The organism is Micromonospora auratinigra, assembly GCF_900089595.1.
Taxonomy (GTDB): Bacteria; Actinomycetota; Actinomycetes; order Mycobacteriales; family Micromonosporaceae; genus Micromonospora; species Micromonospora auratinigra.
Genome location: NZ_LT594323.1, coordinates 5,521,098 through 5,537,766, shown reverse-complemented (window position 1 = coordinate 5,537,766; position 16,669 = coordinate 5,521,098). Strand labels below are relative to the sequence as shown.

18 protein-coding genes are annotated in these 16,669 nt (G+C 73.0%); 6 read left to right on the top strand and 12 right to left on the bottom strand.

From position 1 onward, the window contains the following. Positions 1-97: 97 nt before the first annotated feature. Positions 98-1,357, bottom strand: coding sequence for a cyanophycinase (locus tag GA0070611_RS25155; RefSeq protein ID WP_091669267.1), 1,260 nt, complete (start codon positions 1,355-1,357; stop codon positions 98-100). A gap of 156 nt (positions 1,358-1,513) precedes the next feature. On the opposite strand from GA0070611_RS25155, the gene GA0070611_RS25150 reads away from it, so the two are divergent. After that, complete coding sequence (locus GA0070611_RS25150; RefSeq protein WP_091669264.1) at positions 1,514-2,110, top strand: hemerythrin domain-containing protein; 597 nt, start codon at positions 1,514-1,516, stop codon at positions 2,108-2,110. A gap of 54 nt (positions 2,111-2,164) precedes the next feature. Here GA0070611_RS25150 and GA0070611_RS25145 read toward each other — a convergent pair whose 3' ends face one another. After that, entirely contained in the window at positions 2,165-2,620 is a 456-nt protein-coding gene (locus GA0070611_RS25145) for an Lrp/AsnC family transcriptional regulator (protein ID WP_091669261.1), read from the bottom strand. Positions 2,621-2,716: 96 nt separating this feature from the next. Here GA0070611_RS25145 and GA0070611_RS25140 point away from each other — a divergent pair, with 96 nt between their 5' ends. Further along, positions 2,717-3,619 (top strand): SMP-30/gluconolactonase/LRE family protein, encoded by a 903-nt coding sequence (locus tag GA0070611_RS25140; protein WP_091669256.1) that lies wholly within the window; start codon positions 2,717-2,719, stop codon positions 3,617-3,619. Here GA0070611_RS25140 and GA0070611_RS25135 read toward each other — a convergent pair whose 3' ends face one another. The 3 genes from GA0070611_RS25135 to GA0070611_RS25125 all read right to left on the bottom strand — a co-directional run bounded on the left by GA0070611_RS25135 (position 3,620) and on the right by GA0070611_RS25125 (position 5,430). Continuing rightward, on the bottom strand, positions 3,620-3,862 hold the full coding sequence (locus tag GA0070611_RS25135; RefSeq protein WP_231921213.1) for a ferredoxin: 243 nt from the start codon (positions 3,860-3,862) through the stop codon (positions 3,620-3,622). Continuing rightward, entirely contained in the window at positions 3,859-5,064 is a 1,206-nt protein-coding gene (locus GA0070611_RS25130; protein WP_091669249.1) for a cytochrome P450, read from the bottom strand. The genes GA0070611_RS25135 and GA0070611_RS25130 overlap by 4 nt, the downstream gene beginning before the upstream one ends. Before the next feature lie 183 nt (positions 5,065-5,247). Further along, positions 5,248-5,430 (bottom strand): antitoxin, encoded by a 183-nt coding sequence (locus GA0070611_RS25125; RefSeq protein ID WP_091669245.1) that lies wholly within the window; start codon positions 5,428-5,430, stop codon positions 5,248-5,250. Between the two features lie 123 nt (positions 5,431-5,553). On the opposite strand from GA0070611_RS25125, the gene GA0070611_RS25120 reads away from it, so the two are divergent. Continuing rightward, complete coding sequence (locus GA0070611_RS25120; protein ID WP_231921212.1) at positions 5,554-6,666, top strand: AI-2E family transporter; 1,113 nt, start codon at positions 5,554-5,556, stop codon at positions 6,664-6,666. Positions 6,667-6,772: 106 nt separating this feature from the next. On the opposite strand, the gene GA0070611_RS25115 is transcribed toward GA0070611_RS25120, so the two are convergent. Then, entirely contained in the window at positions 6,773-7,432 is a 660-nt protein-coding gene (locus GA0070611_RS25115; protein ID WP_091669240.1) for a dienelactone hydrolase family protein, read from the bottom strand. A 358-nt stretch (positions 7,433-7,790) separates the two neighbouring features. Between GA0070611_RS25115 and GA0070611_RS25110 the strand changes: the two genes are divergently transcribed. The 3 genes from GA0070611_RS25110 to GA0070611_RS31400 all read left to right on the top strand — a co-directional run bounded on the left by GA0070611_RS25110 (position 7,791) and on the right by GA0070611_RS31400 (position 8,750). Beyond that, on the top strand, positions 7,791-8,183 hold the full coding sequence (locus GA0070611_RS25110; protein ID WP_091669235.1) for a MerR family transcriptional regulator: 393 nt from the start codon (positions 7,791-7,793) through the stop codon (positions 8,181-8,183). Then, on the top strand, positions 8,153-8,512 hold the full coding sequence (trxA, locus tag GA0070611_RS25105; RefSeq protein WP_091669231.1) for a thioredoxin: 360 nt from the start codon (positions 8,153-8,155) through the stop codon (positions 8,510-8,512). Before GA0070611_RS25110 ends, trxA begins: the two co-directional genes overlap by 31 nt. A gap of 61 nt (positions 8,513-8,573) precedes the next feature. Further along, entirely contained in the window at positions 8,574-8,750 is a 177-nt protein-coding gene (locus GA0070611_RS31400; protein WP_167604469.1) for a hypothetical protein, read from the top strand. A gap of 127 nt (positions 8,751-8,877) precedes the next feature. Here GA0070611_RS31400 and GA0070611_RS25100 read toward each other — a convergent pair whose 3' ends face one another. From GA0070611_RS25100 to GA0070611_RS25075, 6 genes are all read right to left on the bottom strand, one after another. Next, the gene (locus tag GA0070611_RS25100) at positions 8,878-11,250 is read right to left on the bottom strand and encodes a glycoside hydrolase family 65 protein (RefSeq protein ID WP_091669227.1); all 2,373 of its coding nucleotides are present in this window, start codon (positions 11,248-11,250) and stop codon (positions 8,878-8,880) included. After that, positions 11,247-11,996, bottom strand: coding sequence for an HAD family hydrolase (locus tag GA0070611_RS25095; protein ID WP_091669223.1), 750 nt, complete (start codon positions 11,994-11,996; stop codon positions 11,247-11,249). The genes GA0070611_RS25100 and GA0070611_RS25095 overlap by 4 nt, the downstream gene beginning before the upstream one ends. Positions 11,997-12,070: 74 nt before the next feature. Continuing rightward, positions 12,071-12,538: a DUF4442 domain-containing protein gene (locus tag GA0070611_RS25090; protein ID WP_091669220.1), complete on the bottom strand. Its 468-nt coding sequence runs from the start codon at positions 12,536-12,538 to the stop codon at positions 12,071-12,073. 9 nt (positions 12,539-12,547) lie between these two features. Further along, positions 12,548-12,967, bottom strand: coding sequence for a VOC family protein (locus GA0070611_RS25085; RefSeq protein WP_091669215.1), 420 nt, complete (start codon positions 12,965-12,967; stop codon positions 12,548-12,550). 41 nt (positions 12,968-13,008) lie between these two features. Then, positions 13,009-14,310 carry an ABC transporter ATP-binding protein gene (locus GA0070611_RS25080; RefSeq protein ID WP_091669211.1) on the bottom strand — a complete coding sequence of 434 codons (1,302 nt, stop codon included), beginning with the start codon at positions 14,308-14,310 and terminating at the stop codon, positions 13,009-13,011. Between the two features lie 163 nt (positions 14,311-14,473). Next, positions 14,474-16,663, bottom strand: a complete 2,190-nt coding sequence (locus GA0070611_RS25075; RefSeq protein ID WP_091669207.1) for a bifunctional glycosyltransferase/CDP-glycerol:glycerophosphate glycerophosphotransferase — start codon at positions 16,661-16,663, stop codon at positions 14,474-14,476. Between the last annotated feature and the right edge of the window lie 6 nt (positions 16,664-16,669).

The window sequence follows — 16,669 nt, the reverse complement described above, 5'->3', positions numbered from 1 at the left end:
GGGTGAACAGGGGACGGCGGTTGACCGACTTCTGTCGCCCGGGGCAACGACCCGGCGGAGAACGGGCTCCCCGCCCAGCGGCGGGGAGCCCGTCAGGTCACGCCTTGTGGATCCCGATCACCACACCGGTGAAGGAGGTCGCCGTCGCACCCCGGTACGCGGCAAAGCCCCGTCCCCGGGTCAGCTCGGCCGCCCACTGCGGCTCCTGCTCGTACGAGGTGCCGCCGACCGACGCGCAGCCGGCCTGGGCGGCCAGCCCTTCGGCCAGCCCGACCAGGGCGTAGTTGTAGAGCACGTCGTCCGACGGTGCCACCGTGCACGGGCCGTCGGCGGCGACCACCGGCGGCTTGCCGGGCGCGACCAGCACCCGCCAGCCGTCGGCCCGGTAGGAGTCCCCGGCGGTCAGCCGGCTCCACCGCACGCCCTCGATCCCCCACACCCCACCGACCGAGGTCACCCGGGCGGTACGCAGGTCGAGCACGCTCACCCCGCGCTGCCCGAGCACCCGCAGCCGCTGGTGCCCGCCACCGACCCCGGTGACCTCCAGCGCGGTGTTCTCGTCCAGCCCGAAGACCCGCTGGTGGTGGGTGTCGGCGGCGAGCCGGATCGAGCGGGCCTCCCGGCCGCGCCGGGAGAAGTGGGTGTCGACCAGGCCGGCGGTGAAGAACCCGAAGCCGCCCTTCGGCAGGTAGCCGAGCACGTCGGCGTCGTCGAAGTAGCCCGGCTTCGCCCCGTCCCGCAGGCCGGGGTCGACCGAACCGCCGGTGATCATGTCGCGACCGGCCATGATCTGCGCGCCGGCGCTGGTGCCGGCGACCACGGCCCCGCCGCGCAGCTTGCGCCGGACGGCGGCGAGCGCCGCCGAGTCCCGCTGCGCGGTGCCCCGGGTCATCGTGGTGACGTACCGGTACTGGTCGCCACCGCCGAGGAAGAAGCCGGTCATCGACTCGATCTGCCGGACCACGGCCGGGTCGTCGGCGGCGGTCCGGTGGTCCAGGTCGATCGGGATCCACTGGGCGTCCGCCACGCCGTACTTCTTGAACAGGTCGACGTAGTAGTCGCCGTTGCAGACGCTGTTGTTGCAGTCCGGGGTGCCGGCGTCCGGGTCCTCGGCGGGCACCGGGGCGCCGGCGGTCAGGATGCCGATCCGGGCCTTCCCGGGACCGCCGGCGAGCCGGACGATGTCGTCGTAGATCTCGCGGTTGTCGTCGGCGAGCGCGCCGCCGACCAGCACCAGGCTGCCGCCGGTGCGATGGGTGGAGGGTGCGGCCGAGGCCGGTGCGGCGGCGACGGGCACGCTCAGCGCGACCGCCGTGCAGGCGCCGACCCCGAGGGTCAGCAGGCGGTTCAAGGGCATGACTGCTCCTCACGGGACCGTGAGGGCGGGCCGAGGCGAAGCGTACGGCACCGCGGCGACGCCCACAACGGTCGCCGATGAAAGATGGTTTGCCCGATCGGCCGGGGGTACAGGCCAGGCAGCAGCCGACCGCAACCGACCGCTAAGGGGCAACACATGACCGACACGCAGACGGGCCGGGACGTCGTCGACGTCCTGATGGCCGACCATCGCGAGGTCGAGGCAATCTTCGTCGAGCTGGAGAGCCGGCAGGGCACGCCCGAGCACCGGCGGCAGCTCGCCGACGTGGTGATCGCCGAGCTGGTCCGGCACTCGGTGGCCGAGGAGGCGTACGTCTACCCGGCCGCCCGCACGTCCCTCCCCGACGGCGACCAGATCGCCGAACACGAGATCTCCGAGCACGCCGACGCCGAGCGGACCATGAAGGAGCTGGAGTCGCTCGACCCGTCCGACGCCCGCTTCGACGAGCTGCTCGCCCACCTGACCCGCACCATCCGGCACCACGTGCGGGAGGAGGAGTCCGACCTCTTCCCCCGGCTGCGCGCCGCGTGCGCGCAGGAGGAGCTGGTCGAGCTGGCCGGCAAGGTGAACGCGGCGAAGAAGACCGCGCCGACCCGGCCGCACCCGGCCGCCCCGGACCACCCGCCGGCGAACAAGCTGCTCGCCCCGGGCACCGGCCTGGTGGACCGGATGCGCGACGCGCTCTCCGGCCGGCCCACCACGGTGGCGGAGCTGCACGAGAAGAACCACTGACCCCGACGTCGGCGGCCACTCTCCCCGCTCGGGGGGTGTGGCCGCCGTCGCGCGTCAGGGGCTCGGCGGGTACGGGTCGAGCGGGCGCTCGAAGAAGCTCTCCAGCACCACCCCGGTCTGCGTGCCGGTGACGCCCTCGACCTGGAAGAGCCGGCGCAGGCTGGCCTGGAGCTGCTCGGGCGTGCCGACCCGGATCTTGACCAGCACCGAGGCCGGACCGGCGATCACGTGGGCCTCCTCCACCTCGGACAGCGCGGCCAGCGCCTCCCGGGTGGGCGCGTCGCCCATCCAGGAGTTCGCCTCCACCAGCACGAACGCCAGTACGCCCCGGCCCACCGCGACCGGGTCGACGTCCACCGTGGTCCGTCGGATCACGCCCTGCTCGCGCAGCTTGCGTACCCGCTCGTGAACCGCTCCGGTGGAGAGGCCCACCGCGCCCGCCAGGGCGGCGTACGACTGGGTGGCGTCGTGCTGCAACGCGGCGAGCACCTTCCGGTCAACCTCGTCCACCTGACCCTCTCCGTTCGGGAAAATTGCTCTGGACTGATTGTGGTTCGGTCATGTTAGCGTGAGGCCGAACACGAATCACGGGTGGAGGCGGTTTCGGTGGAGCGGTTCAGGACCCGGTTCGAGGTGCTCGACGAGCGGTTCCGTCGGGTCAACGGCGACGAGTGGACGGAGTGCCTCTGGACCGGCGGCCGCTGGCTGGAGGGGCCGGCCTGGTTCCCGGCCGGCCGCTACCTGGTCTTCAGCGACATCCCCAACGACCGGCTGCTGCGGTGGGACCAGACCACCGGCGCGGTCGGGGTGTTCCGCCAGCCGGCCGGCTACGCCAACGGACACACCGTCGACCGACGTGGGCGGCTGGTGAGCTGCGAGCAGAGCCGGCGGCGGGTCACCCGGACCGAGGCCGACGGCACCGACACGGTGCTCGCCGACCGCTGGCAGGGCAAGCGGTTGAACAGCCCGAACGACGTGGTGGAGCACTCCGACGGGTCGATCTGGTTCACCGACCCCAGCTATGGCATCGACAGCGACTACGAGGGGCACCGGGCGGAGAGCGAGATCGGCGGCAACCACGTCTACCGGGTCGACCCGCACGACGGCGCGGTGCACCGGGTCGCCGACGACTTCGGGCAGCCCAACGGTCTGGCCTTCAGCCCGGACGAGTCCCGGCTCTACGTCGTCGACACCCGGGCGAAGCACCTGCGCCGGTTCACCGTGACCGAGGACGGCACGCTGCGCGGCGGCGACGTCTTCGCCACCTGCGACGCCGGCTCCTTCGACGGCGTACGCCTCGACGACGCCGGCCGGGTCTGGGTGGCCGCGCACGACGGGCTGCACTGCTTCGACCCGGACGGCACCCTGCTGGGCAAGCTGCACCTGCCCGAGGTGGTCGCCAACTTCACCTTCGGCGGCCCGCAGCGCAACCACCTCTGGATCTGCGCCTCCAGCTCGCTGTACGGCCTGCGGGTGAACGTCAACGGCGCCCGCTACCCGGGCTGGTGATCATTCCTCCGGGGCGATCCGCCGCAGCGTGTCCACCTCGGAGACGATGACCGCCTCCATCGGGCAGGAGTCGGCCGCGTCGAGCACCGCGTCGGCGGCGAGGATCCGCTCGGCCAGCGGCCGGGACAGGCCGTCGACCAGCACGAAGTGACCGGGCGCCACGCCCGCGCAGATGCCCGACCCGATGCACCGGGTCGGGTCCACGTGCAGCCGCCACTCCATCCCGACGCCCTCCCCCGTCACCAGGCCACCGGCAGCGCCCGCAGGCCCCGGACCAGCAGGCCGCTCTTCCAGCTCAACTCCTCCTCGGCCACGGCCAGCCGGAGCCCTGGCGTCCGGTCGAGCAGGGTCTCCAGGACCACCCGCAGCTCCATCCGGGCCAGTTGCGCGCCGACGCAGTGGTGCACACCGTGCCCGAAACCGAGGTGCGGGTTGACCTCACGGGTCAGGTCCAGCCGGTCGGCGTCGGGGAAGACGGTCCCGTCCCGGTTGGCCGCCGGGATGGAGCACACCACCGGTTCCCCGGCGCGCACCAGCACCCCGCCCAGCTCGACGTCCTCGGTCGCGTACCGGGGGAAGGCGGCGGTCGCGCCCAGCGGGATGAAGCGCATCAGCTCCTCGACGGCCGTGGGCACCAGCTCGGGCCGTTCCCGCAGGGTGGCCCACGCGCCGGGGGTGGTCAGCAGGACGTACACCAGGTTGGGGATCTGGGTGACGGTGGTCTCGTGGCCGGCGGCGAGCAGCCCGGCGGCGAGCATGACCATCTCCTCCTCGCTGAGCCGGTCGGCGTGCTCGTCGCGGGCCCGGACCATCGCGCTGAGCAGGTCGTCGGCCGGTTCCTCCCGCCGCCGGGCGACCAACCCGCCCATGTACGCCAGCAGGCTGTCGATGTACTGCTGGGCCACCTCGGGCGCGAGCGAGGTGGTCGACACGATCGCCTCCGACCAGGTGTGGAACCGGTCCTGGTCGGACACGGGCACGCCGAGCAGGTCGCAGATGACCCGGATCGGCAGCGGAGTGGCCAGGTGGGCGACCAGGTCGGCGGGCGGCCCGGCGGCGAGCATCCCGTCGACCAGCTCGTCCGCCACCGCCCGGGTGCCGGGGCGCAGTTCCTCCACCCGGCGGGCGGTGAACGCCTTCGCCACCAGCCGGCGCAGCCGGGTGTGCTCCGGCGGGTCCATCGCCAGGATGCCGGTCTCCTGCTGGCGCGGGGAGTTACGGGGTTCGTCGCGGCCCACCGCGGCGGCCCGGCTGAACCGGGCGTCACCGAGCACGGTCCGTACGTCGGCGTGCCGGGTGGCCAGCCAGGCGGGCTCGCCGTACGGCAGCCGGACCCGGACCAGCGGCTGCTCGCGCAGTTCGGCGTAGCGCGGGTCCAGGTCGAGTCGGTCGGGAGCGCTGAACGGGTAGCGCTCCGGGATGGTCGCCTGCGATGTGTCGGTCACCGGCTGGCTCGCTCTCGTCCACGGCACCGCCGCGCGGTGCGGGTCGACTCCGCACGACTCCACTTTGAGTCATGCCCCGACTGCGGATAGTAGCGAAACGGATCGATGCCGACCAGGGGTGTACGCCCGCAGAAACGCGACCCGGGCCGTCCACGAGGGACGGCCCGGGTCGGAAACGTGCGGTCAGCGGTCGGTGTCACCCGCGCCGGTACGCTGCTGCGCCATGTCGACGCCCTTGTCGATCTGCTGGTCGTACTTGCCGCCGGTGCGCTGGTCGAGCTGGTCACCGGCCTTGTCGATGCCCTGGTCGACCTGCTTGTCGTGCTTGTCGGCGAAGTCCCGGGCCTTGTCCATGAAGTCACTCATGTCGGATCTCCCTTCCTCGCATATCAGCCTTCCCCCGGGCCGCGGGCACAAACCGCGGGCCGCCGACCGGGTGTCGGAACCACGCGGCTCGGGTACCAACGGCCACGATCGAGGAGGGCCGACGTGGTCGAGGACGAGGGCGGGCGTACGCCCGAGGTGACGCGGGACCAGCCCCGGACGGCGGGGCCCCGGCAGACCTGGGCGGGACTGCCCTGGCCGGTGCGGACGGCCGTGACGTGGAGCGCCTGCCTGGTGGTCGTGATCACCGGGCTCTGGCTGCTCGGCAAGATCGCGGTGTTGCTGGCGCCGCTGGCCATCGCGCTGGCCGGCACCCTCTTCCTCGCCGCGCTGCTCGACCCGGTGCTGCGCCTGCTGCGCCGGCTCCGGCTGCCGGCCGCGCCGGCCGCGCTGCTCACCATCCTGCTGCTGCTCGGCATCCTGGTCGGCGTCGGGGTGCTGGTGTGGAACCTGACCGCCAGCCAGTTCGGTGAGCTGAGCCAACAGCTCGGCCAGGGCCTGGAACGCACCCGGGACTTCGTCACCTCCACCCTGCCGATCACCGAGGAGCAGCTCGACCGGCTGGTCCAGCAGACCCGCGACGGGTTGAGCGGTAGCGCCCCCGACCCGGTCGGCGGCGCCCGTACCGCCACCGAGGTGGTCGGCTCGCTGCTGCTCGGGCTGGTCCTGCTCTTCTTCCTGCTCAAGGACGGCCGCTCCATGTGGCACTGGGTGCTGCGCCGGATGGCCGGCCCGCGCCGGGACCTGACCGCCGAGGCGGGCAGCGCCGGCTGGCGGACGCTCGGCGCGTACAGCCGGGGCACGATGATCATCGCGGCGATCGACGCGATCGGGATCGGGCTGGCCCTGGTGCTGCTCCGGGTGCCGCTGGCGCTGCCGCTCGCGCTGATCACCTTCCTCGGCGGCTTCATCCCGATCATCGGCGCCACGGTGGCCGGGGCGATCGCCGTGCTGGTCGCCCTCGCCGCCAACGGACCGACCACCGCCCTGCTCGTCCTGGCCGCCGTGATCGCGGTGCAGCAGATCGAGGGCAACCTGCTGGAGCCGCTGGTGATGAACCGTCAGGTGCAGCTCCACCCGGCCGTCATCCTGGTGGTGGTCACCGCGGGCACCCTGATCGCCGGCATCGCCGGGGCCTTCGTCTCGGTGCCGGTCGCGGCGGTCACCTGGCGGATCATCGACACCGTGCAACGCCACCGGACGGCCTCGACCGCCTGACCCCGTCCCCTCGCTCTCCGCAGCCCGGACGAGCGGCGGTCGCACGGAGAAGCGGTATGCCGCCGAGGCATGAACATGACTGAGAGGCATACCGCTCCGGAGAGCTTCAGGCCGGGTGAGGTGCGGGCAGCCGGGTGACGAACCAGGTGCCCGCCTCGTCGGCCACCTGCTCCAGGGTGCCCGGCTCCTCGAAGAGGTGGGTCGCCCCGGGCACGATCCGCAGCTCGGCCACCTCGCCGAGCTGGGCCCCGGCCTGCTCGTTGAGCACGATCACCTGCTCGTCGAGGCCACCGACCAGCAGCAGCGTCGGGGCGCGTACCGCCGACAGGGAGCTGCCGGCCAGGTCCGGCCGGCCGCCCCGGGACACCACCGCACGGACTCGTTCCGGGCGGGCCGCGGCGGCGACCAGGGCGGCGGCGGCACCGGTGCTGGCCCCGAAGAGGCCGATGGGCAGCCGGCCCAGGGCCGGGTCGGCGGCCAGCCAGTCGACGATGGCGGCCAGCCGCTCGGCCAGCATCCCGATGTCGAAGCGCAGCTCGGCGGTGATCTCGTCCCGGGCGTCCTCGTCCGGCGTGAGCAGGTCGACCAGCACGGTGGCGAGCCCCCGGTCGTTGAGCCGGTGGGCCACCGCCACGTTGCGCGGGCTGTGCCGGGAGCTGCCGCTGCCGTGCGCGAAGAGCACCACCCCCACCGCCCCGGACGGCACCAGCACGTCGGCCGCCAACCCGCCCTCCACCACCGGCACGCTCACCTCACGCGTCTCCATCAGCCCACCTCCCGCCCCCGCATACCCCCTCCACCCACCCCCACCCCACCCGGCCACCCCGACCGGCCCCCAGACCCCCGCCCCCCCGCCCCCCGACCCCCGACTCCCGCCCCCCGACTCCCGGGGTCGATCATGAAGTTAGCGGCAGGGAGAGCGCTTTCCAGTGCCGCTAACTTCATGATCGACGGGGCCAGGGCCCAAGACCAGGGCCAGGGCCAGAGACGGGGCCGGGCCAGGGCCAGGGCCGGGCGGGGTCAAGGCGGGGAGGGCGGGGGCGGGGGTACGGCGGGCGCGGGGTTGCGTTGACGTCGGCGGCAAGGTTTAGCGTGACGGCGAGAGCGGGTCGGGAGGTGGCGGGATGCGCATCGGGGAGCTGGCGGAACGCGCCGGTACGAGCACTCGGACCCTGCGCTACTACGAGGCGCACGGGCTGGTGCGGCCCCGCCGGTCCGCCAACGGCTACCGGGTCTACGACGAGGCGGAACTACGCGTCGTGCACGAGATCCGCGCGCTGCTGGCGGTCGGCTTCGGACTGGACGACATCCGGCCCTTCGTGGCCTGCCTGCGGGCCGGGAACAGCTCCGGCGACGTCTGCCCGGACTCGGTGGCGGTGCTGCGGCGCAAGCTCGCCGAGGTGGACGACTACCTCGACCGGCTCGGCGCGGTTCGCCACCAGCTGCACGACCAGCTCGCCCGCGCGATCGCCCACCGGGAGGAAACATGCCTCAAGACACGCAAGCGAGCCGACTGACCGCGGTCACCGACGCCACCTTCGCGTCCACCGTGCTGGCCGCCGACCGGCCGGTGGTGGTCGACTTCTGGGCCGAATGGTGCCCGCCCTGCCGGGTCGTCTCGAAGCACCTGGCCGAGCTGGCCGGGGAGTTCGGCGACGAGTTGCGGATCGTCACGCTCAACACCGACGAGAACCCGGCGACCACCCGGGCGTACCAGGTGATGTCCGCGCCCACCCTGCTGGTGTTCTCGGCCGGGCAGGTGGTGGGTTCCACCGTCGGTTCGCGGCCGAAGGACCACCTGCGGCGCAGCTTCGCCCGGCACCTGACCGACCACCGGGACGGTTGAGCCGGCGGCCAGCGGGAACCCGCGGGGGGACCACGGACCCCGACGGATCGCGAGGATCGTCATGGCCAAGCAGGACAGGTCCCGACAGCAGACCGCCGAACGGGAACGCCCCGAACCGGACACCGAGCGCGCCCGGGACTGGGCGGACGAGGCGGCACAGGCGCGCACCGCCGACGACCCGCGGGCGACCGCGCCCCGGGACGCCGCCGGCCGGCCGTCCAACGGCCGCCAGTTCTGACGTACGCCGGAAGCCGGCCCGGCCCACGACGGGCCGGGCCGGACCCGCACGGCCGACGCAGGGACCGGCCCGCGACGGCGCGGACCGGGTCGGCCTCAGCTCACGACGGCGCGGGCCGCGGCCGGTCTCAGCTCGCGTTCTCCGGCAGGTGCATCAGGGGCGCGCGGCCCGGCGGCTGCTCCGGCGGCGGCCCGGCCGGTTGCGCCGGTGGCACCGGCACGGTGACCGGCTGGGCGCAGGTGACCCGGACCGGCTCGCCGTGGTGCCGCAGCTCCAGCACCGTGTCCGGGCCCCCCTTGCGCAGCGAGTACGTGGTCTGGTGCGGCCGGACGTCCACCCGCAGCCGCATCGACCGCCACTGGAGCGAGAACTCCAGCCGGCCGAGGCGGCTGGAGAGCCGGGGCGAGAAGGAGAGCGTCCCGTCGTGGTCGCGCAGCCCGCCGAAGCCCGCGACCAGGGCGATCCAGGCCCCGGCCAGCGACGCCATGTGCACCCCGTCGCGGGTGTTCTCGTTCAGGTCGTGCAGGTCCATCAGCGCGGCCTCGCGCAGGTAGCGGTGGGCCAGCTCGGGGTGGCCCACCTCGGCCGCCATCACCGCCTGGGTGCAGGCGCTCAACGACGAGTCCCGCACGGTACGCCGTTCGTAGTAGAGGAAGTTGCGCAGCTTCTCCGGCCCGCTGAACGCGTCGCCGCGCCAGTGCATGGCGAGGATCAGGTCGGCCTGCTTGACCACCTGCTTGCGGTAGAGGTCGAAGTACGGGTAGTGCAGCAGCAGCGGGTACTTCTCCGGCGGGGTGTGCTCGAAGTCCCACTCCTGCAACCGGGTGAAGCCCTCCACCTGCCCGTGCACCTCGAGGTCCGGGTCGTACGGGACGTGCATGGCGTGCGCGGCGTCCCGCCAGGCGGCCGCCTCCTCCTCGGTGACCCCGAGGTCGATCGCCTCGTCCCGGTAGCGCATCGCGCAGTCGGCGGCGGTGAGCAGGTTCCGCTGCGCCATCAGGTTGGTGTAGACGTTGTCGTTCTTGACCGCGGTGTACTCGTCGGGACCGGTCACCCCGTCGATGTGGAACCGGCCGCTGCGGTCGTGGTGGCCCAGCGAGCGCCACAGCCGCGCGGTCTCCACCAGCAGCTCCAGCCCGATCTCGCGTTCCAGCCCCTCGTCGCCGGTGACCAGCACGTACCGGCGCAGCGCGTCGGCGATGTCGGCGGCGATGTGGAACGCGGCGGTCCCCGCCGGCCAGTACGCCGACGACTCCGGCCCCTCGATGGTCCGCCACGGGAAGGCGGCACCTTCGAGGTTCAACGTCCGGGCCCGCTCCTGCGCCTGGGGCAGCGTGGCGAAGCGCCAGTGCAGCGCGTCGCGGACCGCCGACGGCTGGGTGTACGTGAGCACCGGCAGCACGAACATCTCGGTGTCCCAGAACGCGTGCCCGTCGTACCCGGGGCCGGTGAGGCCCTTCGCGGAGATCGGCCGGCGTTCGGCCCGCGCGCCGGCCTGGAGCACGTGGAACAGGCCGAACCGGACCGCCTGCTGCACCTCCGGGTCACCCTCCACCCGCACGTCGGCGGCGTCCCAGAACTCGTCGAGGTACTCGCGCTGGGCGCGGCGCAGCCCGTCCCAGCCGTCCAGTCGGGCCGCGGCCAGGGCCGCCCCGACCTGGTCCCGCAGTGCCGGCAGCGAGCGCCGGCTGGACCAGCCGTAGGTCAGGTACTTGGTGACCCGCAGCTTCTCGCCGCGCTTGAGCACGCAGCCGACGGTGGTCCGGACCCAGTCCTCGTACCCCTCGGACTCGGTGGTGGTGCGTTCCGGGCCCTGCACGTCGTGGCCCATGATGGCGGCCACCCGCAGCCCGCTGACCTTGGTCCGGTGGATCAGCAGCCCGCCGTCGTCGGTGGTCAGCTCCTCCTCGGCCTCCAACGGCGACTCCAGCACGGCCGCCACCCGGGGGTCCCGGCTCTGCGGTGGCAGGGCCTCGTTGGCGACCAGCTCGGACTGGAGGATCAGCCGGATCGGCCCGTCGACGGCCTCGACCTCGTAGTGGATGGCGGCGACCGACCGCTGGGTGAAGGAGACCAGCCGGGTGCTGCGGACCTTGACCTCCCGGCCGGCGGGCGAGCGCCAGTGCACCTCCCGGTGCAGGGTGCCGGCGCGCAGGTCGAGCACCCGCTCGTGGGCGAGCAGCTCGCCGTAGCGCACGTCGAGCGGCTCGTCGTCGACCAGCAGCCGGATCAGCTTGCCGTTGGTGACGTTGACGATCGTCTGGCCGGACTCGGGAAAACCGAAGCCCGCCTCCGCGTACGGCAGCGGGCGCAGCTCGTAGAACGAGTTCAGGTAGGTGCCGGGCAGGCCGTGCGGCTCCCCCTCGTCCAGGTTGCCGCGCAGCCCGATGTGCCCGTTCGACAGGGCGAACACCGACTCGGACTGGGCCAGCACGTCCAGGTCGAGTTGCAGTTCCCGGATGTGCCACGGCTCGACCGGATAGGCCCGCTCCCGGATCACGAGGACGCCCCGTCGAGCAGGTCGGCGAGGTCGGTGACGACCACGTCGGCGCCGTGCGCGCGCAGCTCGTCGGCCTGGCCGACGCGGTCGACGCCGACCACGTACCCGAAGCCGCCGGCCCGACCGGCCTCGACGCCGGCGAGCGCGTCCTCGAAGACCGCCGCGTTGGCCGGGTCGACGCCGAGCAGTTGCGCGCCGGCGAGGAAGGTGTCCGGGTGCGGCTTGCCGCGCAGCTGCCGTTCGTGCGCCACCACCCCGTCGACCCGGGCCTCCAGGTAGCGGTCCAGCCCGGCGGAGTGCACCACGGCCGCGCAGTTGGCGCTGGCCGAGACGACCGCCCGCCGCAGCCCCGACCGTTGGGCCGCGGCCAGGTAGCGCACCGAGCCGTCGTAGACCTCGACCCCGTCCTCGGCGATCCGCTTGAGCAGGATGACGTTCTTCCGGTTGCCCACCCCGTTCACCGTCTCCGCCTCGGGCGGGTCGTCCGGCGTCCCCTCGGGCAGGGTGATGCCCCGGGAGGCCAGGAAGGAGCGCACCCCGTCGGCCCTGGGTCTCCCGTCCACGTACCGGTTGTAGTCGGGTCCGGGGTCGAACGGCCGGTACGGCTCGCCGGTGGCCGCCGCACGCTCCTTCAGGAACGCGTCGAAGGTCTCGGTCCAGGCGGCGTTGTGCACCTCGGCGGTCTGCGTCAGCACACCGTCCAGATCGAAGAGACAGGCGGTGACGTGAGCGGGTAGGCCCAGCATTGCCTGAATCTATCCAGCGGGCGGGCCGGACAAACCCGATTCGGCGCTCGGGGGCGGCGGGCGTCCGGCCCCTGTCAGCGGTTCGGGCGCAGCGTCCAGACCACGGTCAGCACCGACGTGACGGTGCCGTCCTCGGTGCCGATCTCCACCTCGACCGGGAACTCGGGCCGCCGGCCGGCGTCCAGCTCGGCGATCACCTCGGCCGGGGGCCGCCCGAGCCGCGCGGTGGCCCGCACCGGACCCATCGCGATCTTCTGGTACGCGATGCTGGCGGTCACCGCGAGCGGCACCGCCCGGTCGAGCACCGGCCCGAACGCGGCGAGCACGACCGCGCCGGAGGCGGTCTCACCGAGGGTGAACATGGCTCCGGCGTGCGGGCCGCCGACGTGGTTGTGGTGCGCCGGGTCGTCGGGGAGCCGGACGACCGCCCGCACCCCGCCCTCGGCCTCGGGCGCCACCTCGACGAATTCGATACCGAGCGTACGGGCGAACGGCACGGCCTCCAGCAGACCGGCCGCGACCTGGCGAGAGTCGATGGACATGCCCGAACGCTACTCGCCGGTAACTACTCCGGGCAAGGGCGGCGCGACCCCCGCACCCGGGTGGCGCTCGGCGGCGCTGCGCAGCACGCAGAACTCGTTGCCCTCCGGGTCGGCGAGCACCACCCAGCCGGTGCCGTCCGGCTCCCGCCGATCGGTGACCACGGTCGCGCCGAGCGCCCGGACCCGCTCGACCTCCCGGTCCCGGGGCAGCTCCGGTTCCAGGCAGATGTGCACCCGGTTCTTCACCGTCTTCGGCTCCGGCACCCGCTGGAAGTAGAGCCGGGCCGCTGTTGGTGGGGCGATGAAGAGTTCCTCGTCGTCCGGCCCGAACTCCGGGTCCACCGGACAGTCGAAGACCCCGGCCCAGAACCGCGCCAGCGCGTACGGGTCGGCGCAGTCGACGGCGATGTTGCGGATGCTCGTCCCCATCCCCCCACCCTGCGGCGGCGGGACGACAAGGTCAACTCGATTCAGCGCCAGCCGACGTCGATCCGGTCGCCGCGCTCGTCGAAGAAGTGCAGGGCGTCCATCCGGACCTGGACGGCCAGCGGGTGCCCCGACGAGACGGCCGGGTACGGCGCCAGCCGTACGGCCAGCTCCGCCGGACGGGTGTGGTGCCGGCCGGGGTCGTTGAGCACGCTGGTGCGGTTGCCGCCGCCCGGCGCGGAGACCGGGGCGTCCACCGCGCGGCCGGTGAGCCGCTGCATGACCTGGCCGAACCGGCGCAGGCCCCGTTGGCCGGGCTGGGTGGTCTCGACCGGGGTCCCCATCTCGTCCACCATGATCGCGGTGGCGCCGATGTCGAGGAAGGCCAGCGACTCGTGCCCGTGGTGCTCCAGGTAGCGGATCCGACCCTGGAGCACGTGCCCCTGGGTGTCCGGGGCCACCGGGGTGAGCGCCTCGGCCCGCATGCCGACCACGATCCGCTCACCGTGGTAGTGCGCCACCGCGCGGCTGCGGATGTCGTCCCAGGGCAGGTAGAGCGACTGGTCACCGAGGTTCAGCGCCACGTACCGGTCGAGGTGGACGTAGACGGACGCCTCCAGCAGGTTCATCCGGGGGCTGCCGAGGAACGCGGCGACGTAGAGGGTGGCCGGCCGGCCGTACACCTGGGTGGGGGTGCCCACGTCCTGGAGCACACCCTTGCGCATGATGGCCACCCGGTCGGCCATGGTCAGCGCCTCGGCCTGGTCGTGGGTGACGTAGATGGTGGTGACGCCCAGCTCGCGGGTCAGCCCGGAGATCTCGGCGCGCAATTCGGCCCGCAGGCCGCTGTCCAGGTTGGAGAGCGGCTCGTCCATCAGGAACAGGCCGGGCCGACGCACTATCGCGCGCCCCATCGCGACCCGCTGCCGCTGGCCGCCGGAGAGCTGGCTGGGCTTGCGGGCCAGCACGTCCCCGATGCCCAGGGCGCTCGCCACGTCCTGGATCCGCTCACCGCGCGGGGCCGGCTCGACGCCGGACAGCCGCAGCGGGAAGCCGATGTTGTCGCCCACCGTCATGTGCGGATAGAGCGCGAAGTCCTGGAAGACCATGGCGATCTTCCGGTCCCGTGGCGGCAGGTCGTTGGCGAACTCACCGTCCAGCATCACCGCGCCGGAGGTCGGATCCTCCAGCCCGGCGACCATCCGCAGCACGGTCGACTTGCCGCAGCCCGACGGGCCGAGCAGCACCATGAACTCGCCGTCGTTGACATCCAGATTGACGGCATCGACCGCGACGGTCCCGTCCTGGAACACCTTGGTGACATCCTTGAGCGCGACGGTGGTCACCCGTCACCTCCCCCAGCTCTTCGGCCCGAACCCGGGAATGACTGTGGCGAGCATCATGGGATCCGCACATCGGGTAAACGTGCCATGTTCGTCCCGTGACAGACCTATTACGCAGGATCGGTCGGCGCCGATCAGTAAGGTGACCGGCGAGTAGCTTCTTTTCTCAGCCGGGTTCGTCCAGGAAGACCCGGCGTACCACCCGCTCGGCGGCGTGGCCGTCGTCCAGCGCGCAGAAGCGGGCCCGGAACCGCTGGCGGGCCTGGGCGGCGACGGCGGACCGCAGTGCGCCGGAGCGGAACACGTCGAGCAGGCCCGGGAAGTCGACCGCCACCGCGCCCGGCGGCTCGGCCAGCAGGTCGAAGTAGACCCCCCGGGCCACCCGGTACGCGTCCCAGTCCGGGGCGTACACCACGATCGGCCGGTCCAGTACGGCGTAGTCGAACATCGCCGACGAGTAGTCGGTGACCAGCACGTCCGCCGCGAGGTAGAGGTCCTCCACCCGGTCGTGGGCGCTGACGTCGAGCACCCGGTCGCGGACCGGGCCACCCGGCCGGCGTTCCCGGTCGTGGAAGTAGTGGCTGCGCATCAGCAGCCGCCCGGTCGGGCCGAGCACGTCGAGCAGCCGGTCCGGGTCGAACGGCGGCCGCCAGCCCGGCAGGTGCTCGCGGTGGGTCGGCGCGTACAGCACCACGAGGTCGTCCGGACCGAGGCCCAGCGCCGCCCGCACCTGACGGCACTCCCCCGCCGTGGCCAGCGCCAGCCGGTCGTTGCGCGGGTAGCCGACCTCCAGGGCGGTGTACCCGGCCGGGTACGCCCGCTCCCACATCTGGGTGGAGAAGCTGTTCGAGGAGACGCTGTAGTCCCACCGGTCCACCCGGCGCAGCAGCCGGGCGAAGTCCATCCCCAGTGCGCCCATCGGGAACCGCTGCTGGTCCAGCCCCATCACCTTCACCGGGGTGCCGTGGTGGGTCTGCACGTGCACCGAGCCGGGACGCTTGCGGACGAAGTCCGGGAAGTTGACGTTGTTGACCAGCCAGCGGGCCCGGGCCAGCACCCGGTAGTAGTCCCGGCTGCCGGCCACCACGTACTCGACCCCGGGCGGAAGGGAGTCGACCCGGTCCCGGCGGACGATCCACACCCCGCGTACCTGGGGGGCGAGGCGGCGGGCGGCGGCGTAGATCGCGGCCGGATTGCAGGCGTACCCCCGGTACCAGTAGGCGGCGTAGACGGCCAGCGTCGGGTCGATCGGGCGGTGCAGCTCGCCCCGGTAGTACTCGCGCAAGGCGGCGTCCCGGGCCCGGCGGGCGGTCCGCCGGGCCACCGGCAGCACCCGTCGCTTCACCGTCCGGGCGCCGCGCCGGGCGGTCTCCACTGCCTGGTTGGCGTCGCGCAGCGCGCTGAACGTGCGCCACCGTCCCTGCGCCACCAGCCGGTGCTTCAGCCCGTCCACGCCCGGCGGCACCGCATACCCACCGGGCGGCAGGAAGCGTACGTAGTCGGCGTGGATCTGGGCGAAGAAGGCGGGCCGCAGCGCGGGGGCGATCCGTTCGCCGTTGCCGAGCACCGTCAGGTAGTGCCAGATCATCCGCTCGAAGACGGCCGGGCGCAGCGCGGACAGCTCGCCGTCCCACCGGTCCATCAGCCGGAACACCCGGTGCCACTGGGCGAAGACCTCGAAGTGCCGGTCGCCCCGGGTCCGGGTGATCGCCCCGGTCCGGCGCTGCCGGTAGTTGAGGCAGATCCGGTCCAGCACCCCGATCCGCTCGGCGGTCATCAGCACCGGGTAGCTGAACGAGACGTCCTCGTACCAGCCGGGCTCGAAGCGCAGGCCCCGCTCGATCAGGAACTCCCGGCGGATCACCCGGTTCCAGGCGGTGTGCAGCAGCCGCATCGCCTCCGGCCGGTCGAGCAGCCGGAAGGTGGTCGCGCCGGGGGGCTCCGGGAACACCTCGCGCATCGCGCTGCGGGTGCCGATGTTGTTCCAGTGCGCCCGGACGTGGTCGACGACCAGCACGTCCGGGCGGGTGGCGCGCAGCCGGTCGACCACGTGCGGCAGGCAGCCGGGGACCAGCCAGTCGTCGCCGTCGACGAACCAGACGTACTCGCCGGTGGCCCGGTCCAGCCCGATGTTGCGGGCCGGACCGAGCCCGACGTTCTCGGCGAGGTGGACCGGGTGGACCCGGGGGTCGCGGGCCGCGTACTCGGCCAGGATCTCGCCGCTGCCGTCCGGGGAGGCGTCGTCGACGCCGATCACCTCGAGGTCGCGGTACGGCTGGTCGAGGATCGAGTCCAGGCACTCCCGCAGGTAACCCTGCACCCGGAAGGCCGGTACGACGAAGCTGAGCAGAGTCATCCCGGC